The 25,637-nt window shown below is 40.8% G+C and carries 27 protein-coding genes; 2 read left to right on the top strand and 25 right to left on the bottom strand.

Features of this window, described 5'->3' with window-relative positions:
* Positions 1-93 precede the first annotated feature (93 nt).
* From rbsA to ACEYJ7_RS00680, 25 genes are all read right to left on the bottom strand, one after another.
* Positions 94-1,593 carry a ribose ABC transporter ATP-binding protein RbsA gene (gene rbsA / locus ACEYJ7_RS00560; protein WP_373777132.1) on the bottom strand — a complete coding sequence of 500 codons (1,500 nt, stop codon included), beginning with the start codon at positions 1,591-1,593 and terminating at the stop codon, positions 94-96.
* 9 nt (positions 1,594-1,602) lie between these two features.
* A complete protein-coding gene (gene rbsD / locus ACEYJ7_RS00565) occupies positions 1,603-2,022 on the bottom strand; it encodes a D-ribose pyranase (RefSeq protein ID WP_373777094.1) in 420 nt (139 codons plus the stop codon).
* Positions 2,023-2,174: 152 nt separating this feature from the next.
* Entirely contained in the window at positions 2,175-3,107 is a 933-nt protein-coding gene (locus ACEYJ7_RS00570; RefSeq protein ID WP_373767578.1) for a transketolase family protein, read from the bottom strand.
* Positions 3,094-3,924: a transketolase gene (locus tag ACEYJ7_RS00575; RefSeq protein WP_373777095.1), complete on the bottom strand. Its 831-nt coding sequence runs from the start codon at positions 3,922-3,924 to the stop codon at positions 3,094-3,096. The genes ACEYJ7_RS00570 and ACEYJ7_RS00575 overlap by 14 nt, the downstream gene beginning before the upstream one ends.
* Before the next feature lie 2 nt (positions 3,925-3,926).
* Positions 3,927-5,285 (bottom strand): PTS ascorbate transporter subunit IIC, encoded by a 1,359-nt coding sequence (locus ACEYJ7_RS00580; protein ID WP_373777096.1) that lies wholly within the window; start codon positions 5,283-5,285, stop codon positions 3,927-3,929.
* Positions 5,286-5,297: 12 nt separating this feature from the next.
* Positions 5,298-5,567, bottom strand: a complete 270-nt coding sequence (locus ACEYJ7_RS00585) for a PTS sugar transporter subunit IIB (protein WP_373777097.1) — start codon at positions 5,565-5,567, stop codon at positions 5,298-5,300.
* Positions 5,568-5,726: 159 nt separating this feature from the next.
* Positions 5,727-6,716: a substrate-binding domain-containing protein gene (locus tag ACEYJ7_RS00590; RefSeq protein ID WP_373777098.1), complete on the bottom strand. Its 990-nt coding sequence runs from the start codon at positions 6,714-6,716 to the stop codon at positions 5,727-5,729.
* A gap of 95 nt (positions 6,717-6,811) precedes the next feature.
* Complete coding sequence (locus ACEYJ7_RS00595) at positions 6,812-7,228, bottom strand: F0F1 ATP synthase subunit epsilon (protein ID WP_373767573.1); 417 nt, start codon at positions 7,226-7,228, stop codon at positions 6,812-6,814.
* A gap of 26 nt (positions 7,229-7,254) precedes the next feature.
* Positions 7,255-8,628 carry a F0F1 ATP synthase subunit beta gene (gene atpD, locus ACEYJ7_RS00600; protein ID WP_373777099.1) on the bottom strand — a complete coding sequence of 458 codons (1,374 nt, stop codon included), beginning with the start codon at positions 8,626-8,628 and terminating at the stop codon, positions 7,255-7,257.
* Between the two features lie 20 nt (positions 8,629-8,648).
* Positions 8,649-9,515 (bottom strand): F0F1 ATP synthase subunit gamma, encoded by an 867-nt coding sequence (gene atpG / locus ACEYJ7_RS00605; RefSeq protein WP_373777100.1) that lies wholly within the window; start codon positions 9,513-9,515, stop codon positions 8,649-8,651.
* 23 nt (positions 9,516-9,538) lie between these two features.
* Positions 9,539-11,080 (bottom strand): F0F1 ATP synthase subunit alpha, encoded by a 1,542-nt coding sequence (gene atpA / locus ACEYJ7_RS00610; RefSeq protein ID WP_373777101.1) that lies wholly within the window; start codon positions 11,078-11,080, stop codon positions 9,539-9,541.
* 12 nt (positions 11,081-11,092) lie between these two features.
* Positions 11,093-11,626, bottom strand: a complete 534-nt coding sequence (atpH, locus tag ACEYJ7_RS00615) for a F0F1 ATP synthase subunit delta (RefSeq protein ID WP_373777102.1) — start codon at positions 11,624-11,626, stop codon at positions 11,093-11,095.
* A 13-nt stretch (positions 11,627-11,639) separates the two neighbouring features.
* Positions 11,640-12,110, bottom strand: coding sequence for a F0F1 ATP synthase subunit B (atpF, locus tag ACEYJ7_RS00620; protein ID WP_373777103.1), 471 nt, complete (start codon positions 12,108-12,110; stop codon positions 11,640-11,642).
* A gap of 60 nt (positions 12,111-12,170) precedes the next feature.
* Positions 12,171-12,425 (bottom strand): F0F1 ATP synthase subunit C, encoded by a 255-nt coding sequence (gene atpE, locus ACEYJ7_RS00625; RefSeq protein WP_005713637.1) that lies wholly within the window; start codon positions 12,423-12,425, stop codon positions 12,171-12,173.
* A gap of 129 nt (positions 12,426-12,554) precedes the next feature.
* Positions 12,555-13,346, bottom strand: coding sequence for a F0F1 ATP synthase subunit A (atpB, locus tag ACEYJ7_RS00630; RefSeq protein WP_373777104.1), 792 nt, complete (start codon positions 13,344-13,346; stop codon positions 12,555-12,557).
* Positions 13,347-13,374: 28 nt separating this feature from the next.
* Positions 13,375-13,761, bottom strand: a complete 387-nt coding sequence (locus ACEYJ7_RS00635) for an ATP synthase subunit I (protein ID WP_373777105.1) — start codon at positions 13,759-13,761, stop codon at positions 13,375-13,377.
* 228 nt (positions 13,762-13,989) lie between these two features.
* Positions 13,990-14,613, bottom strand: coding sequence for a 16S rRNA (guanine(527)-N(7))-methyltransferase RsmG (gene rsmG, locus ACEYJ7_RS00640; protein WP_373777106.1), 624 nt, complete (start codon positions 14,611-14,613; stop codon positions 13,990-13,992).
* Between the two features lie 13 nt (positions 14,614-14,626).
* Entirely contained in the window at positions 14,627-16,519 is a 1,893-nt protein-coding gene (gene mnmG, locus ACEYJ7_RS00645) for a tRNA uridine-5-carboxymethylaminomethyl(34) synthesis enzyme MnmG (protein ID WP_373777107.1), read from the bottom strand.
* A gap of 641 nt (positions 16,520-17,160) precedes the next feature.
* The gene (locus ACEYJ7_RS00650; RefSeq protein ID WP_373777108.1) at positions 17,161-19,224 is read right to left on the bottom strand and encodes a YadA-like family protein; all 2,064 of its coding nucleotides are present in this window, start codon (positions 19,222-19,224) and stop codon (positions 17,161-17,163) included.
* Between the two features lie 565 nt (positions 19,225-19,789).
* Positions 19,790-21,118: an HslU--HslV peptidase ATPase subunit gene (gene hslU, locus ACEYJ7_RS00655; RefSeq protein WP_373777109.1), complete on the bottom strand. Its 1,329-nt coding sequence runs from the start codon at positions 21,116-21,118 to the stop codon at positions 19,790-19,792.
* A gap of 14 nt (positions 21,119-21,132) precedes the next feature.
* A complete protein-coding gene (locus ACEYJ7_RS00660; RefSeq protein WP_373777110.1) occupies positions 21,133-21,687 on the bottom strand; it encodes a hypothetical protein in 555 nt (184 codons plus the stop codon).
* A 104-nt stretch (positions 21,688-21,791) separates the two neighbouring features.
* Positions 21,792-22,313: an ATP-dependent protease subunit HslV gene (gene hslV, locus ACEYJ7_RS00665; RefSeq protein ID WP_373777111.1), complete on the bottom strand. Its 522-nt coding sequence runs from the start codon at positions 22,311-22,313 to the stop codon at positions 21,792-21,794.
* Positions 22,314-22,444: 131 nt separating this feature from the next.
* Positions 22,445-22,957, bottom strand: coding sequence for a cytochrome b (locus ACEYJ7_RS00670; protein ID WP_373777112.1), 513 nt, complete (start codon positions 22,955-22,957; stop codon positions 22,445-22,447).
* A 57-nt stretch (positions 22,958-23,014) separates the two neighbouring features.
* Positions 23,015-23,722, bottom strand: coding sequence for a DNA/RNA nuclease SfsA (gene sfsA / locus ACEYJ7_RS00675; RefSeq protein WP_373777113.1), 708 nt, complete (start codon positions 23,720-23,722; stop codon positions 23,015-23,017).
* Between the two features lies 1 nt (position 23,723).
* Entirely contained in the window at positions 23,724-24,119 is a 396-nt protein-coding gene (locus ACEYJ7_RS00680; RefSeq protein WP_373777114.1) for a VOC family protein, read from the bottom strand.
* A 116-nt stretch (positions 24,120-24,235) separates the two neighbouring features.
* Between ACEYJ7_RS00680 and mutY the strand changes: the two genes are divergently transcribed.
* Together mutY and ACEYJ7_RS00690 are read left to right on the top strand one after the other, a co-directional pair.
* Positions 24,236-25,369, top strand: coding sequence for an A/G-specific adenine glycosylase (mutY, locus tag ACEYJ7_RS00685; protein WP_373777115.1), 1,134 nt, complete (start codon positions 24,236-24,238; stop codon positions 25,367-25,369).
* Positions 25,347-25,622 carry an oxidative damage protection protein gene (locus ACEYJ7_RS00690; protein WP_373777116.1) on the top strand — a complete coding sequence of 92 codons (276 nt, stop codon included), beginning with the start codon at positions 25,347-25,349 and terminating at the stop codon, positions 25,620-25,622. Before mutY ends, ACEYJ7_RS00690 begins: the two co-directional genes overlap by 23 nt.
* The last annotated feature ends 15 nt before the right edge of the window (positions 25,623-25,637 follow it).

Here is a 25,637-nt window from a genome sequence, read left to right on the forward strand (position 1 = left end):
ACACCACGACAATCAACGTGATTAACGCGATAATCGACCGTTGGTCGATTAAAAATTTAGTGAGGTTAAACGATTTATTCATTTGCAAATTTCCTATGAGATCTGACCGCTTGTTTTACCGATTGCCGCCGCCAATAATTTCTCTTGCGTCGCTTCTTGACGGGTAAATTCACCGCTGATTCTCCCTTCCCGCATCACTAAAATACGATCGGACATTCCCAAGACTTCCGGCATATCGGACGACACTAAAATGATACTAAGCCCTTCCGCTTTAAATTTATTGATCAGTTGATAGATTTCTTTTTTTGCCCCGACATCGACACCTCGGGTCGGCTCATCTAAAATCAGCACATTCGGACGGGTCATTAAACCTTTGGCAATCGCCACTTTTTGCTGATTTCCGCCGGAAAGTTCTCCGATAATTTTTTCGGCATTGGGGGTTTTGATATTAAACAGCTCAATAAAATCCGTGACGACCATATTCTCTCGAACTTTATCAATTCGTCCGTAGCGGGAAAATTGCTCTAATGCGGTCAAGGACATATTCTCTTTCACCGACATACCTAGCACTAAACCGTCACCCTTACGGTCTTCGGAAATATAGACAATGCCGTTATCTAATCCATTTTGAGCAGTCTGGTTATGAATCTCTTTGCCATCTAATTTGACTGAACCCGATGTACGCGGCAATGCCCCGTAAAGTACTTTCATCAACTCGGTTCTACCGGCACCCATTAACCCTGAAACGCCGAGAATTTCGCCTTTTTTCAGGTTGAATGAGATTTGATGAACACCGCTTCCCGTCAAATTATTGACTTCAAGGCGCACACTGCCTTGATCGGTGTCGATATGCGGATATTGTTCTTCCAATTTTCGTCCGACCATCATTTCAATTAACTGATCTTCGTTTAAATCAGCAACGGCTTTTTCACCAATAAATTGCCCGTCACGCAAAACAGTCACATCATCACAAATTTGGAAAATTTCTTTAATACGGTGGGAAATATAGACAATGCCACGACCTTCCGCTTTCAACTCACGAATCACCGCAAACAGCGCTTCGGTTTCCGTATCCGTCAGCGCATCCGTCGGCTCATCCATGACAATCACTTTGGATTCAAAACTCAAGGCTTTCGCAATTTCTACCATTTGTCGTTCGCCGATAGAAAGCTCACCAGCAAGAAGTTTACTGGAATGGCGAACACCAAGGCGAGCTAACAAGCGGTCGGATTCCGCATACATTTTACGCCAATCAATCCCGCCCCAAGGGTGTGTAAATTCACGACCAAGAAAGATATTTTCGGCAATCGACAAGTTCCCCAAAATATTCAGCTCTTGATGAATAATACTTAACCCAGCTTCTTGAGAGGCTTTTGGATTAGCAAATTTCACCGCTTGTCCAAGATATTCAATCGTACCAGCATCACGATGATAAATTCCGGTCAGAATTTTCATTAAGGTGGATTTACCCGCACCATTCTCCCCCATTAACGCCATTGCTCTACCGGCATAGACATTCAAGCAAGCATTTTTAAGCGCCTGAACACCGGGAAAGGCTTTATCTATTCCGCTAATTTTGAGTAAGGTTTTCATCATATCCACCTAAAACGGTACGCCCGAATAGAGAATGACATTGGCATACGGACTACATTCTCCCGTTCTAACGACAGCTTTGGCATGATTGCTTTGCTGTTTAAAGTCCTGATGAGGCACGTAGAGAATATCAATAGGCTTATTTTGTTGTTGAGCGGTTTGATTAATGAGAGTTAATAATTGTTGTTCAATGTGAGGGTTATGTATTTTGATTTCTTCCGCTAATAGAATTTTTTCAATAAAGAGTTCGCTTAACACCGCTTGTAAAGTCGAAAGAAAGTCCGGAATACCTTGCGTTAAGGCTAGATCAATACAGTGCTGTTCGGCGGGAATCGGTAAACCCGCATCACAAATGGTTAATCCGTCAGTATGTCCCATTGTGGCAATCACATGAGAAAGTTGAGCATTTAAGATTGTTGTCTTTTTCATCACAAACCCTCCTTAAAAAATCATCGAAACGTTTCGATAACTAAAAGAGTAGAAAAGATTGTCTAAAAAAACAACTGACTTTTATTAAAAGTGTGATGAGGTTCAAAAAATAAAGCGATTCGTTGTAAACAAATCGCTTATCATCAATAAACTTAGAAAGCTAAAACCTGCTTCACAATATCGTCCGCGGTCAGTTCATATTCTTTCATTAAGAAATCTAAGGTGCCGACTTGTCCGTAGCGCTGTTTTATTCCGATTCGTCGTAGCGGTGTAGGACAATGTTCGCATAACACTTCGGCAACCGCCGAACCCAAACCGTTATGGATACTGTGATTTTCACAGGTGACGACTTTGCCCGTTAATTCGGCAAAGCGGATAATACATTCCCGATCGATCGGTTTTAGCGTGAACATATCGATGACGGAAGCTTCAATACCTTGTTTTTCAAGAATATCAGCCGCTTTCAACGCTTCAGCAACCATAATACCGTTAGCAATTAATGTGACGTCTTTCCCTTCACGCAATACCTTAGCTTTACCGATGGTAAAAGATTCTCCTTCCTGATAAATCTTTACTGCTTTTTTACGGATGGTTCTGACCCAATAAAACCCGTTCAACTCAGCTAACTGCTTCACCATATTTTCCATCATGGTACCGTCCGTCACTTCCAATACCGTAGCATTGGCAAGCCCGCGTACAATCCCCATATCTTCGAAAGACATGTGCGTTCCGCCGTTATGTACCGCCGTTACGCCAGAGTCCGAAGCAATCACTTTGACATTCGATCGCTGATAGTCCAGCGACATAAAAAGTTGATCAAAACAGCGACGGCTGGCAAAAGCGGTAAACGAATGGACAAACGGAATATGCCCGGCAATCGACAATCCGGCAGCCATACCGACAACATTTGCTTCCATAATCCCGCAGTTAATCACTTGATTCGGCAGCTGTTTCTGTACCTTATCCATCGTCAAACAGCTCATTAAATCCGCTTCCAATTGAATAACAAGCGGGTTGTTTTGCATAATATTTTGCAAAGTATCGGCATAGATTTTGCGCATTTCAAATTCATCATAAACGAGCATTTTCCGCCTCCAATACCTCAATGGCACGATTGATTTCCCTACGAATCTCTTCCGTCAAACGTAAATGGTGACAATTCGGCAAATCTTCCAAATAAGGTACGCCTTGTCCTTTCACGCTATCCAAAATCACCACTAACGGTTTGCCTTTCGGCGATTCGCTTAAAACATGGTAGAGCTGCTGAATGTCGTCACCTTTAACGGTGACGACCCGAAAACCAAATGCCGTAAACTTATCCGACAGATCAAACGGATGAATGATGTCGGTTAAATTTCCGTCTAATTGCTGTTTATTAAAATCAACTAAAAGACACAAATGAGTTAGCCGCCTGTGCGCAATAAACTGAAATGCCTCCCAACATTGCCCTTCGTTTAATTCACCGTCACCGACAATGCAAAAGGTTCGATTCGGTAAACCGCGTAATTGATGGGAAAGGGCAATGCCTGCGGCAATCGACACTCCTTGCCCGAGCGAACCTGTGGTTGCATCAACGCCCAATGTTTTCAGTCTGTCCGGATGGCTGGGCAATAATGTACCGTTTTGGTTTAACGTGAGCAATTGCTCCACCGGAAAATAACCTTTCAATGCCAAAGTGGCATAAAGTGCCGGTCCGCCATGCCCTTTCGATAGCACAAAGTAATCTCTTTCCTGCCATTGCGGATTTTTCGGATCAACCTTCATCACTGCGCCGTAAAGCACCGCCAAGGCTTCGACAATGGATAAGCTACCGCCGAAATGCCCGAAACCTAAATGCGATAAGCTTTTTAAGGTTTCAATTCGAATTTGGTTGGCAAATGTTTTAAGCCGTTGTTCGTCCATGGCTAAGACTCCGTTTTATCCGATTTTTTCGCCACGTAATTATGTACAACCAATAATGCGAAAATACCGATAATCACTGCCGTAATCACATCTTTAGATAAATATTGAGCCATATAACCGAGCACAATACCGACCCCACCGAAGTCTGAATCCGAGAAAGTTGTATTGGCAAAGCCTAAAGAACCTAATACCGGTAATAAAAAGACCGGTAAGAAAGTAATTAATAACCCGTGGGCAAACGCGCCTAAAATTGCGCCTCTACGACCGCCGGTCGCATTACCGAATACACCTGCCGTTGCGCCGCAAAAGAAGTGAGGAACCACTCCCGGTAAAATAAGTACCCAATTCAATTGCCCTAATAATGCAAGACCGACAATACCGCCTGCAAAACTGGATAAGAAACCGACAAGTACTGCATTTGGCGCGTACGGGAAGACAATAGGGCAATCCAAAGCTGGCTTCGCATCCGGAACTAATTTTTCGGAGAAACCGGTAAATGCCGGCACGATTTCCGCCAAAATTAAACGCACACCTTGTAAAATAATGAAGACACCGGCGGCAAAAGTGATTGCTTGAATAATTGCATAGACCAAATAATTTTGTCCGTTACTAAACTGTTGTTCGACGTAAGTATTACCGGATGCCAAGGCAAGAATAAGATAAATCACCATCATAGTGAGGGAAATGGAAATGGAGCTGTCACGTAAAAAGCTTAAGTTTTTCGGTAAATTCATTTCTTCGGTTGATTTTGAACCTTTACCGACCGCTTGTCCGATCGCAGCCGACAATACGTACCCTAACGTACCAAAGTGACCGAAACCGACATCATTACTGCCGGTCACTTTCCGCATATAACGCTGAATGATTGCCGGGAAAAATGCCATCACCAAACCGAGAGCAAGCGATCCGACCAACACTAATTGTACGCCTTCAAAACCGACGACCGTCAAAATGATTCCGATCATACATGCCATGTAAAACGTATGGTGACCGGTTAAAAAGATATATTTCATCCGCGTAAAGCGTGCAACCAAAATATTCGCCACCATCCCGAACGCCATAATTAATGCGGTTGCCGTACCGTATTTTTCAATTGCCATGGAGACAATCGCTTCATTATTCGGGATGATCCCTTGTACGTTGAACGCATGTTCAAACATGCCGCCAAGCGGGTTTAGCGATCCGACCAATACGCCGGCACCGCCGCCTAATACGATAAAGCCTAAAATCGTTTTAACCGTACCTTTAATCACATCCGGCAATGATTTCTTTTGTGTCAACAGCCCGATTAATGCGATAAGACCGACTAAAATTGAAGGTACTTTTAAAATATCAAGGATAAAAAAGAGTAAACCGTCCATATAACCACCCCGCTAACGATTAAAATAAGCGCTTAATTTCTCTTCAAATTCAGCGACACTGACTAAATTTTTCACGACAACAATACGATCAGACGGAATACTACTACTTTCCGCAATGTCTTTTGCCATCACAAAGAGATCCGCATCATCCAATGTTACCGAAGCCAAATCGGTATGGTTTACCTCGGCATCTACACCTATTTTTGCCAATGCTTTTTTGATGTTCATTTCCATCATAAAGCTACTACCCAAACCGGAACCGCACACAGCCATAATTTTCATAAACAATCTCTCCCAGATAAAAAAATAGTTAAAATAGCTTCATTACAAAATGAAACCGAAACGACTGTAGAAAGAAATGTATGTACTATCAACAAATAAAGTTCAAAAATGTGACAGTCGTAACATTTTTTGTGCCGATAAGGATAAAAAAGAGTAAATCTAAAAGGATTCGCGTTGGATAAGTTCCGGGGTTAACTGAATAGTTTCTACCGCTTGTTCGGGATGGCGTATACGGGAAATCAGACGTTCAACCGCATGTTTGGCCAAACGTGCTTTCGGTTGGTGAATAGTAGAAAGGGGCGGAGAAAGGTATTGAGATAACTCAATGTTATCGTAGCCGATCACGGCAATATCCTGCGGAATACGCAGTCCGGCGCGCCAAATCGCTTGATAAGCGCCGATTGCAATACTGTCACTCATTGCAAAAACCGCTTTCGGGCGGTGCGGTAAAGCAAGCAATTTTTCCATTGCCGTTAAACCGCCTTCATAATGGAACCGGCTTTCGATGATCCATTCCGAACGAATTTGCAAATTATTCTCCGAAAGTGACCGCTTGTAACCGTTCAACCGCTTCTCGGCAAGCGGTTTGGTTAACTCGCCGGTGATGACGGCAATCTCGCGATAACCGGCATCAATAAGCGCTTTTGTCGCAAGATAACCGCCTAATTCGGAATTTTCGTGAATAATATCCGCTTTTAACGGCTGTTGCCACCAATCAATAACGACCATCGGTAAACGGAGATTATTCATAATGTACGGTTCATCCTGTTGAGGTTCAGCACACATCAATAATAAACCGTCAACCTGCTTACGCAATAAACGCTCCACATGTTGGGCTAGGGTTTGGTTGTTTCCTTCCGTGTTGACTAAAATTAGGTGATATTGGTGTTTTTCACAATAGCGTTCAACATGCCTGACGACTTCGGAAAAAAACGGATTACTGCTCGTAGTAACAAGCATACCAATCGTACTGGTTTCTTTCATTTTTAAGCTACGAGCGACAAAAGAAGGGGTGTAATTTAGCTCTTTAATCACCTTATTGACACGTAACGTTATTTCCTCGCTAACAAAACGTGAGCCGTTTACCACATGTGAAACCGTTGAAAGCGACACACCCGCAATACGGGCGATATCTTTCATTGTTGCCACAATACCTCCTTTTGCAAAAAATGATCGCGATCCGACCGCTTGTAAAAAAGAAAAAACGCTTTAACTTTAAAAGTTAAAGCGTTTTATTGATGAAATTAGCGTCTTCCCGCTTCTCTTGCTTTTGTGAGTTCGTAAACACGCAATTTGGCAATTTCTCTTGCTAATTTCGCAGTCATATCCGCTTCGTTAGTTTTACTCATGGTTTCTTCCGCTTTACGCTTCGCCGCTAAAATGCGTTGCTCGTCAAGCTCGTCACCACGAATTGCCACATCGGCAAGTACCGTAACAACGGTCGGCTGAACTTCAAGGAAACCGCCCGATACATAGATAAATTCTTCCTTATTATCTTCTAAGGTAAATTTAACCATACCCGGTTTAATCGCGGTTAATAATGGGGTGTGCCCGGCATAGACACCCAATTCCCCTTCAACCCCTGAAACCCGCACACTCGTAACCTGCCCGGAAAAAATCTTGCGATCAGCGCTAACGACAGTGAGTTCAAATGGCGTCATGTTGTTCTCCTTAGTTCAAAGAACAATTACATTTTATTGGCTCTTTCAACCACTTCGTCAATTGAACCAGCCATATAGAACGCTTGTTCCGGAATATGGTCGTATTCACCTGATAAAATGCCTTTAAAGCCACGAATGGTTTCTTTTAATGGAACAAATTTACCTGGTACACTGTTGAACACTTCTGCCACGTGGAATGGTTGTGATAAGAAACGTTCAATTTTACGCGCACGGGCAACGACCAATTTATCTTCCTCGGATAATTCATCCATACCAAGAATTGCGATGATGTCTTTTAACTCTTTATAGCGTTGAAGCGTTTTTTGTACGCCGCGCGCAACATCATAGTGCTCTTGACCGACAACAAGCGGGTCTAATTGACGTGACGTTGAATCAAGCGGGTCAATTGCCGGATAAATACCTAATGAGGCGATATTACGGCTTAATACAACCGTTGAGTCCAAGTGAGCAAAGGTTGTTGCCGGTGACGGGTCCGTTAAGTCATCCGCCGGAACATAAACCGCTTGAACCGAGGTGATAGAACCTTTTTTGGTTGAAGTGATACGCTCTTGAAGTACACCCATCTCTTCTGCAAGCGTCGGCTGATAACCTACCGCAGACGGCATACGACCTAATAACGCAGATACTTCCGTACCAGCAAGGGTATAACGATAGATGTTATCTACGAAAAATAACACGTCACGACCTTCGTCACGGAATTTTTCCGCCATTGTTAAGCCGGTTAACGCAACACGTAAACGGTTACCCGGTGGCTCATTCATCTGACCATAAACCAGTGATACTTTGTCTAATACGTTAGAGTCTTTCATCTCGTGGTAGAAGTCGTTACCTTCACGTGTACGCTCACCAACACCTGCGAACACAGAGTAACCTGAGTGCTCGATTGCGATGTTACGGATTAACTCCATCATATTAACGGTTTTACCTACGCCGGCACCACCGAATAAACCAACTTTACCCCCTTTAGCAAACGGCGCGATCAAGTCGATAACTTTGATCCCGGTTTCTAAAAGTTCTGTGCTGTTAGCTTGATCTTCATAACTTGGTGCTGCACGGTGAATCGTCCAACGCTCTTCTTCACCGATAGGACCCGCTTCATCAATCGGCTCACCTAATACGTTCATAATACGACCAAGCGTTTTCGTACCTACCGGTACTTCAATCGCTTTATTCGTATTTTCAACTTTTAAACCACGTTTTAAACCATCAGATGTACCAAGAGCGATACAGCGTACTACACCACCGCCTAATTGTTGTTGAACTTCAAGGGTTAAACCTGTTTCAACTTTCAATGCATCATAAACTTTTGGTACTGCATCTTGTGGAAACTCAACATCGATTACCGCACCGATGATTTGTACAATTTTTCCCGTTGCCATTACCGTTCCTCTATTCGTTGTTAAATTGCTGCGGCACCCGCGACAATTTCATTTAATTCATTCGTAATACTTGCTTGGCGTGCTTTGTTATACACCAACTGTAAGTCATTAATTAAATTACCTGCATTATCAGTTGCTGCTTTCATTGCTACCATCCGAGCCGCTTGTTCAGACGCAAGATTATCCACTACCGCTTGATACACTTGAGCTTCTAAATAACGTATCAGTAAGCTCTTCAATAATAATTTTGGATCCGGCTCATAAATATATTCCCATGAACCGTCTGATTCTAAATCATCATCTTCAAGTATAGGTAAAGGAAGTAACTTTTGTACGACCGGTTTTTGTGACATCGTATTGATGAAGCGATTATAAACCACATAAACCTCATCAACTTCACCCTTCCGGAACCGTTCAATCATTCCGCCGACAATACCGACAATCCGCTCGGCTTCCGGTGCATCACCTAATCCGGAGATTTGTGCGGCAATTTCAATTCCCAAATTTGAGAAGAAACTGATTGATTTACTTCCGATTAAACCGACTCGTGTTTTAACGCCTTTTTCTTCTTGTATCTTAAATTCATTAAGCACTGCTTTAAATAAATTTACGTTTAAACCACCGCATAAGCCACGGTCAGTCGAAACAACAAGATATCCCACTTTTTTCACTTCTCTCGGGGTTAAAAAAGGGTGTTTATAACCAATACTTCCTTTGGCGATATGGCTTATTACCTTACGAATGGTATCCGAATACGGACGGGAAGCAGACATTCTTTCTTGCGTTCTACGCATTTTAGACGCTGCAACCATCTCCATCGCTTTAGTAATTTTTTGCGTATTACGAACACTTGCAATTTTAGTTCTAATCTCTTTAGCACCTGCCATATTATTTCTCCGCTAAAGTAGAATTACCACGCACTGTTCTTTTTGAAACTATCCAAAATCTCGACTAATTTATCTTTAATAGAGTCATTATAATTGCCTGATTTTGTTAATTCTTTCATAAATTCCGCATAATTTGCATTAGCGTAATCTAAAAGATTTGCTTCAAATGAACCGATACGCTCAACTTCAACATCATCTAAATAACCAAATTCAGCAGCAGCTAATGATAACGCTAATTGTGCAACTGACATTGGAGAGAATTGTTTCTGTTTAAGTAATTCTGTTACTTTTTGACCGCGAGAAAGTTGTTTGCGCGTTGCATCATCTAAGTCTGAAGCAAACTGTGCAAATGCAGCTAATTCACGATATTGTGCAAGTGCAGTACGAATACCACCGGCTAATTTTTTAACTACTTTGGTTTGTGCTGAACCACCAACACGAGAAACCGAAATACCCGGGTTAACCGCCGGACGAATACCTGCGTTAAAGAAACTGGTTTCCAAGAAAATTTGACCATCGGTAATTGAAATTACGTTGGTCGGAACGAATGCAGAAACGTCACCCGCTTGAGTTTCAATAATTGGTAATGCCGTTAAAGAACCGGTTTGACCTTTTACTGCACCGTTAGTGAAACGTTCTACATAATCTGCATTTACACGCGCTGCACGCTCAAGTAAACGAGAATGTAAGTAGAATACGTCTCCCGGATATGCTTCACGACCTGGCGGACGACGCAATAATAATGAAATTTGACGATAAGCAACCGCTTGCTTAGATAAATCATCATAAACGATTAATGCATCTTCACCGCGATCACGGAAATATTCACCCATTGCACAACCTGCATAAGGCGCAAGATATTGCAATGCTGCCGACTCTGATGCACTCGCCACAACAACGATAGTATTTTGTAACGCACCGTGTTCTTCCAATTTACGCACTACGTTGGAAATAGTTGAGGCTTTTTGACCGATAGCCACATAGATACATTTAATACCCGAATCACGTTGGTTAATAATTGCATCTATCGCCAATGCGGTTTTACCTGTTTGACGGTCACCGATGATCAACTCACGCTGACCACGACCGATTGGCACCATGGAGTCAACGGCTTTATAACCGGTTTGTACAGGTTGATCGACCGATTGACGATCGATAACGCCTGGTGCAATCACTTCAACCGGAGAAAAACCGTCATTGTCAATTTCACCTTTACCGTCGATTGGTTGACCTAATGTATTAACGACTCGGCCTAATAATCCGCGACCGACCGGCACTTCTAAAATACGACCGGTACATTTTACTTCCATTCCTTCTGCTAAATCCGCATAAGGCCCCATCACTACCGCACCGACCGAATCTCTTTCTAAGTTTAATGCAATCGCATAACGATTGCCCGGCAATGCAATCATTTCACCTTGCATTACATCCGTTAAGCCATGGATACGAATAACTCCATCACTTACTGAAACGATTGTCCCTGTACTATGTGCTTCACTGACCACATTGAACTGTGCAATACGTTTTTTAATCAATTCACTAATTTCTGTAGAATTTAGTTGCATTTTCTATTCCTCTTACAAGCACAACTCTTGACTCAAACGGTTTAGCTGACCACGGCTGCTTCCATCAATTACAATATCACCATAGCGAACGACAACCCCGGCAATTAAAGATTTATCTACTTGAGATACGATACGAACTTTACCGTTAAGTCGTTTAGTCATAGCATCTGTAATTTTCGTTTCTTGCGCTTTAGTGAGTTTAGTTGCGGAAGTAACGATAACTTCCGTAATCGCTTCATGTTCCGCTCTAAATTCAAGAAAAGCTTTTAACACTGAAGGCAAAGCGCCTAAACGCTTATTTTCAGCCATTATTCGAATGAAATTTTGCCCATATTGATCAAGTTGGTCGGCACAAATTGCAATAAAAGTATCCACAATTTTCGTTGCTGAAAAAGAAGAATCGATTAATTCCGCTACCTCATCATTCTCGGCAACCAATGCAGAAAACTGTAGCATTTCCTGCCATTTATCCAGCTGACCTTGTTCTAAAGCAAAATCAAAAGCTGCTTTAGCATAGGGGCGAGCTACTGTAGTTAATTCTGACATCTGCCCCCCTCAATTATAATTCTGCAACTAGCTTATCAATAATGTCATTGTTTGCCGCAGCATCAACCGTACGACCCACAATTTTCTCCGCACCGGCAACCGCCAATGCAGCCACTTTTTGACGAAGCTCTTCTTGAACACGTTTACGCTCATTCTCAATTTCGGCATAACCCTGTTCAATAATTTTCGCTTTTTCAGCTTCTGCTTCCGCTTGGACAGAATCTAAAATTTCATTGCGACGTTTTGTTGCTAAATCAATGATATGTTGCGCTTCCTCACGAGCTTTAGCGAGTTCTTGCTCGACTAAAACTTTAGTATCAGCTTGTTCTTGCTTGGCTTTCTCAGCACTTGCAAGAGCGTCTGCAATATTTGCCTGACGCGTTTCAATCGCTTTAATTAGCGGCGGCCATACATATTTCATGCAGAACCACACAAAAAGTGAGAACGCAATCAGTTGGCCTATTAGTGTTGCATTTAAATTCACAACGCCCTCCTCGAAGTCGGTTAAGTTACCTTAAAGTAACTACGGTTGAGCAAATCCGACTTATTTCAATAAATCAATGAACGGGTTTGCGAAAATGAAAAGTAATGAAATACCTACAGCAATCATTGCAATCGCATCGAGAAGACCTGCAACAATAAACATTTTAGTTTGTAAGCTACTTGCAAGTTCAGGCTGGCGAGCTGAAGACTCTAAGAATTTACCGCCTAAAATAGCAAAACCGATTGCTGTACCAAGTGCAGCAAAAGCAAGTAGAATTGACGCACCAATAATTGTTGCTGTAATTACAGTTTCCATAATGTTCTCCATTAAGATTGAGGAAATTAGCCAAAGGCTAGGGTTAATAAAAAAGTTAAATAAACAAAACAAGCGGTCGGTTTCCCACAAAAATTTGCAAATAAATAACCGCTTATTAATCTATTTTGTTTAGTGATCCGCTTTATTGTAAGCGATACTCAAGTAAACAATCGTTAGCATCATAAAGATAAAAGCTTGTAGCGTAATAATCAAAATATGGAAAATCGCCCAAGCTAAATGTAACGGCAATCCCAATGCTTGTAAGAAGAAATTGTCAGCCATATACATTACTGCGATCAAGATAAAGATTAACTCACCCGCATACATATTACCGAATAAACGGAATGCCAAAGAAATCGGTTTCGCTAACAAGGTTACCATTTCAAGCACAAAGTTCACCGGAATAAACGCCCAGTGGTTAAACGGATGAAGTGTGTACTCTTTAACAAAACCGGAAAAACCTTTCGATTTAATCGTGTAGAAAATAATTAAACAGAACACGCAGATAGCCATACCCAGCGTTGCACTGATATCAGCCGTCGGCACCGCACGTAAATAATCAATACCTAGCATCGCAGCAAATTGGGGTGGGAAGTCAACCGGGATTAAGTCAATGGCATTCATTAAAAACACCCAACAAAATACGGTTATGGCGAGCGGCGCAATAACATCACGAGATCCGTGAAAGTTATCTTTAACCAATCCGTTCACCCACTCAATGATTATTTCAACAAAACATTGAAATTTACCGGGTACGCCCACGGTTGCTTTTTTAGCAGTACGGTAAAAGAAAAATAAAAAGATAACGCCAGCTAAGACGGAAAAGAAAAGCGTATCTAAATGCACATTCCAAAAACCGTCACCCGTTGTAAGGAATGATAAATGGTGACTAATATAGTCAGCCGTTGTTTGACCAGCCATAGTTTATCCCTTTGATATTAAAAGAAACTTATTTTGCTCGTACCTTTAAGAAAACAGGCAACAAGCTATTAAATAACAGAATAAAAAAATATCCGATGAAGAAGGAAATATAATTCATAGCAGCGTAAAATTTAAAGAAAGCAACAATCAAAATGATAGTTGCTAACCATTTTAGCCCTTCTCCTTGATAAAAAACGCTCATTTTATGAGTATTTATTGATGTATTTCTAAAAAACATCCAATAAACAAACAGGCAATGGGGTAAAAAGCTTGCAAAACACCCTGCAATGAAAGAAAAAGCACTGTTTTTCTCTAGCCACAAAGCAATGACCACAGTCAATACACAAAAAGCTATTAATTCTAAACTTAACGTTTTGCGGTAAAGCTGTTTTGTCTGATTTATTACAGCAGACATTTTACCTCTTTGCTCAAAATTCAATCAAATAGTAAACGATTGCGACGCTGTAAAATGAACGTAAAGTTATGCAATCAAAAACTTTTGAATTATACGCAGATTGGAGCATTATTCCAACCTATATCACAAAGAAAAAGTGTGGATTACTTAACACTTTTATCATTTTTTTTAACAATTGATAGTTTTATAATCAAAAATAGCTGAAATCAGCATAACTTACACTAAAAACTATGCATTATTCTGCTTTTTTAATACAACCAAATGTCGCTCACCGACAAGATCAGGCACATCCAATTTAATTGAATTGACTAACAGGATCGTTTTTTTGATTTCATCCACTTCTCGCTGAGAATAAACCCCTTTTAATGCATAGAAGTGACCATTTACATTCGGTAAGTGATAACACCAATCAACCATGTCATTTAACGAAGCAAAAGCTCGGCTTAAGACGCCGTCAAATTCCATTTCTTGATATTCTTCAACACGACTAAGCACTGGCGTTACATTAGTAAGCCCTAGCTCACGTATTACATTTTTAATAAAAGTAATACGCTTTCCAAGGCTATCAAGCAGCACAAACTGTTTATCCGGATTTACAATTGCAAGCGGAATCCCCGGCAACCCCGGACCTGTTCCAACATCAATAAAGGTTTCCCCTTGTAAATGTTTACTCACGACTAAACTATCCATAATATGCTTAACCAACATATCATTCGGATCACGTACCGATGTTAAATTATAGGCCTTATTCCATTTGTCTAACAATTTAACAAAATTAACCAGTTGCTGTTTTTGTTTGTCTTCTAAGAGAATATCCGCCTGAGTTAACAAGCGGTCTAATTTGGCTAACATTTTGCAAATTCCTTTAAATTTCGCCCCGTTTTAACATGCCTTGCTTTTTGAGCGATACCAGTAAGATCGAAATCGCAGCCGGCGTAATACCTGAAATACGCGAAGCCTGACCGATTGAAGCCGGACGGTGTTGCATTAATTTAGCGCGTACTTCATTGGATAAGCTATCCACCTTACTATAATCAAATTCAGCCGGAATCAAGGTATTCTCATGGCGTTTATGACGTTCAATCTCTTGATATTGGTGTTCGATATAACCTTGGTACTTAATCGCAATCTCAACCTGTTCCGCCGCTTGTTTATCTTCTAACGCCGGAGCAAACAGTTCTATTTGAGTTAATGCTTCATAAGTGACTTCCGGACGGCGCAATAAATCTTCACCACTTGCTTCGCGCACTAACGGGCTGTTTAATAAGCTATTCACTTGCTCGATATTTTCCATCTGCACGTGTGCCCAAATTTGTTTTAAACGCTCACGTTCTTTCTCAATGTTTTCCATTTTTTGATTAAAACGCGCCCAACGAACTTCATCGATTAAGCCTAATCGATAAGCAATCGGGGTTAAACGGATGTCGGCATTATCTTCACGTAGCAATAAACGGTATTCCGCACGAGAAGTAAATACACGGTAAGGTTCTTTCGTACCTAATGTACATAAATCATCAACCAATACTCCCGTATACGCTAAATCACGGGTTGGAAACCAAGCTTCTTTACCCTGTACTTGTAAAGCGGCATTAATACCGGCTAATAAACCTTGTGCTGCAGCCTCTTCATAACCTGTTGTACCGTTAATTTGACCGGCAAAGAATAAACCATTAATAGCTTTAGTTTCTAACGTCTGTTTTAAATCACGCGGATCGAAATAATCATATTCGATGGCATAACCCGGTTTAATGATACGTGTATGCTCTAATCCTTTCATAGAATTCACGATGCCCATTTGTACATCAAACGGTAAACTGGTTGAAATTCCGTTCGGATAAACCTCTATTGTATTCAGCCCTTCCGGTTCTAAATAGATCTGATGGCTGTTACGATCACTAAAACGCACCACTTTATCCTCGATAGACGGGCAGTAACGCGGACCGATCCCTTCTATAATACCGGTATACATCGGGCTACGATCTAAACTGTTACGGATCAAATCGTGTGTTTGTTCATTTGTATGTGTGATGTAGCACGGAATTTGACGAGGGTGTTGATCAACCGATCCCATAAATGAGAATACCGGTAATACATCATCGCCGTGTTGCTGTGCCAATACCGAAAAATCAATCGTGCGCGCATCTAGACGTGGTGGCGTTCCTGTTTTTAATCGATCGACGCGTAAATTCAGATCACGTAAGCGATCCGCTAACATGGTTGCTGCCGGATCACCTGCTCGACCACCGGTATAATTGTCTAAACCAATATGGATCTTGCCCGCTAAAAAGGTACCTGCGGTTAAGATCACGGTTCGTGATTTAAAGGTTAATCCCATTTTGGTTACTGCACCGACCGCACGATCGTTTTCCACTAAAATATCTACCACTTCTTGTTGGAAAATGTCCAGATTAGGTTGATTTTCTAAAGCGGTGCGTACTGCATTACGGTAAAGTACACGGTCTGCTTGCGCACGGGTTGCTCGTACGGCAGGACCTTTACTGCTATTTAAAGTACGAAATTGAATTCCAGCTTGGTCAGTCGCTGTCGCCATTAAACCACCCATAGCATCAATTTCTCTGACCAAATGACCCTTACCGATACCGCCAATTGCCGGATTACAAGACATTTGCCCCAACGTATCTACATTATGGGTTAAAAGTAGGGTTTTTAATCCCATTCGTGCCGGTGCTAATGCCGCTTCAGTCCCTGCATGTCCGCCACCGACGACGATGACATCGTATATTTCACGATAAATCATATATTGCCTTTGTTTAAAATTCAGTCTAAAAGAAAAGGCTGCTATTCTACATGAAAAAAGCGGATCTAAAAAAACCATTTCACGATCTTTTGTAGGATCGTTTAAATATAAATAATCTATTTATATAAAGATCTTTTATTATAGTTGTTATTAAGGAACACGATCTTTGAGGATAACCGAAAAAATCTTAATAATATCAATGAATTAAAATCTGATTAACTTGTACAAAGATCATAAAACGAAAGGATCTAACCTGTGTATAACTACAAAAGTTATCCACAAAGAGTCGTTTTTATAAGGTTATTCATGAATAGATCTCAAGAAATTAACAAAGAGATCTGAAGTTATCCACAATAAATTTTAAACATAATGAATAAAAAAGAGTTTTTTTGTGAGAACTATTAACAATGACTCATTCATAGCAAGGTTACAAGCGGTCTGTTTTGAGTATTTTTTTGCAAAAATATCAAAAGTTACACTGCTTATATTCGTTGATACAGAGATTACTTGGATTAAGTAGCATGAAAGCTTAAAAAAATACCCCCCAAAAGTTTAGAGATATTCACTTTTGGGGGGTTATTTAGCCTTATTCATGGTGCTAAATAGTTAGCATGGTGATTTTTCGGCTAGGTTAATTTAAATTACCATTGGTAACCCATACCGACAGCACCACCGAAATCACCGCGGGTATTCGCATTACCTTGAAGTTTTAAGATAACTTTACCGTTGTCGCTTGCACGTGAATAACCTACGGCAACTGCACCTTCATTTTTGAAAGTACCGACAGAAGCTGCAACCATCGATTTACCCGGTAAGTAAACTTGTGGTAAACCTGCCGCCGCATTCGCACCTGCGATACCTGCACGATGTTCTTTCTTATTACGATTGATATTGTTATTAATATCGCCTGTACTTTGTTTTAATTGACTAACATTAACCGCATCTGTATCTGCCGTACCTGCCGCAACATTGGTAATTTTTGCTGCAGAGCCGTCAGCTTTGGCAACTTTTACATCTCCGTCAGTGGTAGAACTGATTACCGGACCGGTGCTACCGCCTACCTGAACAGTATCAAATGTCGGAGTCATAGAGGTTGCAATTTCAACTGTTTTACCTTCGCCTGAAATAACAATGTTGTTACCGGCTGTATAGGTAACCGTTTGGTTAGAGGTCACCGTACTATTGGTATTTGCAGTATATGTTGATACGCCTGTTCCGTTTGCATCCGTAGAAATGGTCCAATTTCCGCCTGAAGCAGCTGCATTTGGGATGCTATCGATAAGATCAGTGAGTTCACTTGCAATCATATACAATTGGCTACCATTGATAGCATCGGTACTTGTTGCACTGATACGACCTGCTGCTACGTTAGTAATAGTACGTTCGTTACCTTCGGTACCAACGGATACTGTTGAATTTGCTGTTGTTCCTGCAAAGCCTGAGTAAGTTACACCGTTAACTGTTGCTTCTGTGGTATTGACTACAGCACTTGTTTGAGAATTTGCACCTAAAGCAACATCGTAAGCGTTATTAGCAACAGCTAAATTACCTACTGCTGTTGAGTTATCGGAAACTGCATTTGCATAGCCACCTACAGCAACAGTATAGTTTGAAGAAGCATTTGCATTACGACCTACAGCAACTGCCTGACCACCTGAAGCTTTAGATGATAAACCTACAGCAATGGCGGTTCCTGCCGATGCATTAGCATTTGTACCTACTGCAATCGTATTGATATCAGTTGCGGTTGCTAAACTACCAACAGCAACTGATGAAGCTCCGCTTGCGGTTGAACGGTAACCGGTTGCAATAGATTTACCGCCTGAAGCATTTGCTTGGCTACCATAGGCTGCTGCATCTTGACCGGCTGCATTAGCTAAATAACCAATAGCGTTAGCTTGAGCACCGCTTGCATTTGATAAACTTCCAATAGCTGTACTGTGAGCACCGCTTGCATTCGCTTTTGAACCGCCGGCAAATGAGCTTCTACCGCTTGCGTCTGAAGCCGGACCTACTGCTGTAGCATAGGAACCTGTTGCATTTGCATAATAACCTACAGCTGTTGAGCTACCGCCTGTCGCAACAGTACGTTCACCGACTGCGACGTTGAACGAAGTATTAAGAGCGCTTGGTAAAAAGAGATCAGAATTTGAGCCACTACCAATAGCGATATTATTACCTGCTGAAGTACCGGTCGCAGAGTTTGTACCAAGAGCAATAATATTCGAAGCTGAAATATTGCTTCCTGCTTTCTCTCCGATACCGATATTATTATAGGTTGAGCCTACAGCACTAGTTGTTGCACCACTGTTCGTAGAATTTACTCCGGCATTACGCCCGATAAAAATGTCACGAGCACCGACAGCTGTTGCATTGTCACCGATTGCAATGCTATAAGTTGCTACATCCGAAGTACTTGAATTAGTACCAACGGATGTACTGTCTATACCTGAAGCAGTCGCATTTACACCAACGGCAATAGCTCTTACGCCGCTTGCTGTTGCTGCAGTACTTGTACCTTCTACTACAACGTGATTATCTGCAGCATTTGCCGTGCCTACTACACCACCTATTGTTAATACCACTGCTGTTGCTATTTTGGTTAAAGAGGATGATTTAGCCTTACTTTTGACGTGGGATAACTCGGAAACAACTGTCCAACTATTTGTTGCGTGATTCCAAATTACTCGGAAAATTTTGTTCATAACAACGTCCTTTTAATAAATTAATTTAAAAAATGAAAACAATATGTACTATTGGTGAATGTTAGATAAACAATACAACCTAACCGCTGGCATTATATTATGTTTTTTTAAATAAAGAATAATTACACTATGTTACAAACATCATATTTAATTAACTTTAATTATAACTTACAATTTGAAACAGTAATTTACATCAATTCTTGCTGTCTATATCCGAAATCATTAAGCAATGCTGTTTTTAAGCGCTTTTTGAGAAACTTTATATTCTTTAATTGAAAGGTATAAAATAAAATCTTTTGAAATTCCAATAGTTAAATAATCATTAAAACATATAGTTTTTTATAAAAAATAAATAATTATTTATTAAAATTTTGTAAAATATTGAAAATTAAATTTAAGTTATTCTTATGTGTTACATTTAAAACACTTTTACCTATTAGTCATCGTTATGTTTATGCGGTGTATTTAATAAAAAATGCCAATCTGTAGCTAGCAGATTGGCATTTGTATTTTTATTCATTTACACTTTGTTAATTTGAGTTAAGTAATCAATAATCGGGTAAGTTTAGAGTATAAAGCGGCTTAAATCTTCGTTTTCAACGACATCATTTAAGGCTTTACCAACATATTCCGCATCAATAACGATTTTTTCCCCTGAACGCTCACTGGCATCAAAAGAAATACCGTCCATTAAACGTTCCAATACGGTATGTAAACGACGAGCCCCGATATTTTCTGTTTTTTCATTGACCCGGAAAGCCGATTCGGCAATACGGCTGATTCCATCCGGAGTAAACTCCACGTCAACGCCTTCCGTTTTCATTAATTCGCGGTATTGTAGCGTGAGAGATGCATTCGGTTCGGTTAAAATACGTTCAAAATCGTTTTTCGTTAATGATTTCAATTCGACACGAATAGGCAAACGTCCTTGCAATTCCGGTAATAAATCCGACGGACGCGCGACTTGGAAAGCCCCGGAACAAATAAATAAAATATGATCGGTTTTCACTATTCCGTGTTTGGTATTCACGGAACTGCCTTCAATAATCGGTAACAAATCACGTTGAACGCCTTCACGGGAAACATCTCCGCCACTGTATTCGCCTTTTTTACAAATCTTATCGATCTCATCGATGAATACAATACCATGCTGTTCTACCGCTTCAATGGCTTGTTGTTTAAGCTCTTCCTGATTTACCAATTTTGCCGCTTCTTCATCAATCAATACTTTAAACGCATCTTTAATTTTCATTTTGCGCTTTTTAGTTTTGTTTGGGGACATCCCTTCAAAGAGAGATTGAAGTTGAGAAGTCATTTCTTCCATGCCCGGCGGGGTCATGATCTCCACGCTCATTTGTGCCGCAATATCGACTTCAATCTCTTTATCATCCAATTGACCTTCCCGTAACTTTTTACGGAAAATTTGGCGGGTGGTTTTGCTTGTTTCCGATGATGTTTCAGAATTTCCCCACTGATCTTTTGCCGGCGGTAGTAAAATATCCAAGATACGATCTTCCGCCGCTTCTTCCGCGCGGAAACGGTTTTTCTCAACAGATTGTTGGCGGACTAATTTTACCGCTACGTCAGTTAAATCACGGATAATCGAATCCACTTCTTTACCGACATAGCCGACTTCAGTAAATTTCGTTGCTTCTACTTTAATAAACGGTGCATTGGCTAATTTTGCCAAACGGCGGGCGATTTCGGTTTTACCGACCCCAGTCGGACCAATCATTAAAATATTTTTCGGCGTGACTTCCTGACGCAGTTCTTCCGGCAACTGCATACGTCGCCAACGATTACGTAATGCAATGGCTACGGCACGTTTGGCTTCATTTTGCCCGATAATATGTGCATCTAATTCTGAAACGATTTCACGAGGTGTCATTGACATATATTTGTTCCTTGTTAAAACATATTGTTTAATAGCGTTTGTCTGTCTTTTGTTAAAAAAGCAGCAATTCCTTCTTTAGGAAGCTTGGATTTCTCCATATCCTGTTCAGAATAATCTTTCTTCAATCCACCTACAGCAGCCCAATAATTTAAATCATTATAATAGGGAGCTGTGACGTTTTTTAAAACTTGCTCATAACACTCTTGATAAGGTTCGTTAATCTTTTCTTTTAAAAGACAGATACCGATAAGGACATTGTTGTCTTTTGTTTCTTGATAGATTTCATTCATAACGGAAATCGCATTCTGATAATTTTTAAAAAAGCCAATTTGGATTGTGGAGTAAAGTTTCTTCCAATGAAGATTGTCCGGATTTTCTTTCATTTTCAGATAGATTTTTTCAGCAAAATCTTCTTTTTCTTTAGTATTTCCTAAATGAGAAATTGTGATTGAGTCTTTAACTGATTGATCGTATTCCCGTAACTTTTGTTGATGTTGTAGATAGTGATATCTACCCCATACAAATAGTAAGAAAACCGCAATCAAAGAGACAGTAAAAAATTTTTTCATCGGTATTAGATTTTATATACGTTGTCGGAGGACTTCTATTCAGCCTCGTTTCTTCAAGAAAATGCAGAAATGAGGCCTTATCAAGCCCATTGTATTTATAAAAACTATACTTCCTCAATTACGTGATTATGGTTCGAATAAATATCGATATCCCCGGCAATCTTTAAAGCTTCTGCGACGATTTCTTTAGCGGACAGATTATTTTCCGTTCTGAGTAAAGCAAGAGCAGCGGCTTTTGCATAGTTGCCGCCGGAACCTATTGCTAATACGTCCTGTTCAGGTTCGATCACATCACCGCTACCCGAAACCAGCAAAAATTCGCTTTCATTCGCCACGATCATCATCGCTTCCAATCGGCGTAATGCACGTTCGGTACGCCACTCTTTTGCCAGTTCTACCGCCGATTTCACCAAATGCCCTTGGTGCAATTCCAATTTTTTCTCAAACAGATCGCGTAAAATAAACGCATCCGCAGTCGAACCTGCAAAGCCGGTCACGACTTTATCTTTATATAAACGGCGTACTTTGCGAACCGTACCTTTTTCAATGCAGTTCCCCAAGGTTGCCTGTCCGTCACCACCGATAGCGACTTTGCCGTTGCGGCGTACACACACAATTGTAGTCATCTGAATTCCTTAATTTTCTGAAAAACTGAGCTGTATTTGAGGATAAATAGACTCAGTTTCAAGTACAAGCGGTCTGTTTTAGCAATTATTTTGCAAAAAACGGTTTGAATTTTCATTCAAACCGTTTTGATTTACATTTTACCCGCCATTCTATTTATGATTTTCTCACCTTTAATTTGGTGTATTATTGCCATTACGATATGGCCGGTAACTAAGGTAAACAGCACCCAAGCAAGTAGTCCGTGCCATTGATTACCAAGGGAAACCATCCAATCGATTTTTTCTGCCGAACTATTCATAACCTTCATACCGAAAACGTCTAACGGACCTCGTGCAGCGCCATATTGGCGAATTAATGCAACAACAGGTACGACCACCATTAAACCGTATAATGCCTTATGACCTAAAGTCACAAAAATATTTTTTGCCGGTGGCCTACGATGGCGGTTAGCGATTGCCCAAATCAAACGGATAATAATTAATCCCGTTAAAATAGTGCCGACGGATTTGTGATAAGCAATGAAAGATTTAAAGGTTTCTTCGTCCGATAAACCGGTAAAAAGCATAAAACCGAAGCAAATTGCCATTAGCCAGTGTAAAAAGCGGCTTACTGTGCCGTAGTATTGTGAATTGTCTGCTTGCATAATTGAATCTCCCAAAATGAAAAATGTTGATTATAGAAACAAAATCTTAAAAATTCCTTAACAAATTGGGTTTTTTAATAACATTCCTATCGGTTTTTGATTATCGAACAATATTTCAGCTTGATAAATGAATGCAAAAACGCCTTGTTCAACAGCTTGTTCGAACAATAACGCGTAGTGGGGATCTATCTGTTTGGCGACCTCAAAACGTTCAATACCCGTATGTAACACAGCAAACAAAATCACCGCCTGCAGCCCTTGTCGTGCAATACCGATTAATTCGCGCAAATGTTTTTGCCCGCGTTCGGTTTTAGCATCAGGAAACATTCCCACACCGTTTTCTGTTAATAAAGTCGTTGATTTTACTTCGACAAAACATTGTTGTTTATTGTTAGCCAATAAGAAATCAATTCTGCTGTTTTCCCCGCCGTATTTTTGTTCGGGCAGAATGTCATTATATTGCGCTAATTCAGGAATTCGGCGGTGAGTTAAGGCTTCATAAACCAATTGATTTGCCCGTTGCGTGTTGACACAAATAAAATGTCCGCTTGCCGTTTCGGTTAATTCCCAAGTCTGGGCGTATTTCCGTTTCATATTATTTGAAGTGGAAAACCACACGCGGGAACCCGGCTCGGCACAACCGGTCATGGCTCCGGTATTCGGGCAATGAATAGTGATCTGCTCGCCGTTCGGCAACAACACATCCGCAAGAAAACGTTTATAACGACGTAAGAAAATGCCGTCGGAAAGTGGTGGAAACCGCATATTAAATCTCGTAAAACTCTAAAGGTAAATCATCCGGATCGCGGAAAAAAGTGAAACGTTTTCCTGTCAGTTCATCAAAACGAATACCTTCGTGGGCAAGATTATGGCGGTCTAAAAAATCAATTGCCCGTTCGATATTTTCCACCCGAAAGGCTAAATGGCGTAAGCCGCAGGTTTCGGGTGAGGTAAAACGTGGCGGAGTGACGGGAAAACTGAATAATTCAATTTGTGAACCGTCGGCAAAACGCATATCCAATTTGTAACTGTCGCGGGCGGCACGATAAGTTTCTTCAATAATTTCCGCGCCTAAAATTTCCGTATAAAACCGTTTGGAAACCGCATAATCGGAGGCGATGATCGCAATATGATGAAAACCGAGAATGAGCGATTTGTTCATGGTAAGTCCTTATTAACAAACGGTCCGTTTGACAAAAAATTTTGCAAAAAATCTGTTAAATCCGACCGCTTGCGGTAGTATTGCATCTTTAAAAAAGTGATTCTAAAGAGTTTTACGTGAAAAAAACATCCCTTTATCCGCTTGCCCGATCGCATATCGACGCACCTTTTGCCAAAGGTGTATTGGCGTGGTATCAACAATACGGGCGAAAGCAATTACCTTGGCAACAAAACAAAACCTTATACCACGTTTGGTTGTCGGAAGTGATGCTACAACAAACCCAAGTTGCTACGGTGATTCCTTATTATGAACGGTTTATCCGACGTTTCCCGACGGTGATTGATTTAGCCGATGCCTCAATAGATGAAGTGTTACACCTTTGGACCGGGCTTGGTTATTACGCCAGAGCGCGCAATTTACATAAAGCGGCGCAGCAAATTCGAGATCAATTCGGTGGTGAATTTCCGACGGATTTTGAGCAAGTGCTCGCATTAAACGGCGTGGGACGAAGCACCGCCGGCGCGATATTATCATCCGTATTAAATGCGCCTCACCCGATTTTGGACGGAAATGTCAAACGGGTCCTTTCCCGATATTTTGCTGTAGAAGGTTGGAGCGGTGAAAAAGCGGTTGAAAATAAATTGTGGCAACTGACCGCTTGCACTACGCCGACCGAACAAGTGGCGGATTTTAATCAAGCTATGATGGATTTAGGTGCAATGGTTTGCACCCGTTCCAAACCGAAATGCTCACTCTGTCCGCTTGAAAAAAATTGTCAGGCAAATATAGCGCAGGCGTGGGCGGATTATCCTGCGAAAAAACCGAAAAAAACGTTACCGGAGCGCCAAAGTTATTTCTTAATCCTAAAACAAGGCTCCAAAGTGTTATTGGAAAAACGCGAAGATAAAGGTATTTGGGGAGGATTGTTCGCTTTCCCTCAATTTGAGGATTTGGCTCAGATCAAGCGGTTTGTTTCGGCACAAAATTTGCAAATTTCGCAACAATTAATCGCTTTTCGTCACACTTTTAGCCATTTTCATTTAGATATTTACCCTGTTTTAGTCGAAATTTCCGCCGATTCTGTTAAAGAAAAGTTAGGAACTTATCAAGCTTTTGTATCCTCAAACAAGGAATATTGGTATGATCTGTTACAACCTAGTGAAATCGGCTTAGCAACGCCGGTTAAACGTATTTTACAAGAATTAACATTAATGATAGGAAACCATTATGGCTCGCACAGTTTTTTGTGAATATTTAAAACAAGACGCTGAAGGTTTGGATTTTCAGCTTTATCCCGGTGAACTCGGTAAACGTATTTTTGATTCTATTAGTAAGCAAGCGTGGTCAGAATGGATTAAAAAACAGACAATGTTAGTCAATGAAAAAAAATTAAACATGATGAATCCGGAACATCGTAAACTTTTAGAAACCGAAATGGTCAATTTCTTATTTGAAGGAAAAGATGTCTTAATTGAAGGCTATGTTCCGGTTGAAGCTAAATAATTTCAGAGAATGACA

The organism is Glaesserella sp., assembly GCF_041814905.1.
Taxonomy (GTDB): Bacteria; Pseudomonadota; Gammaproteobacteria; order Enterobacterales; family Pasteurellaceae; genus Glaesserella.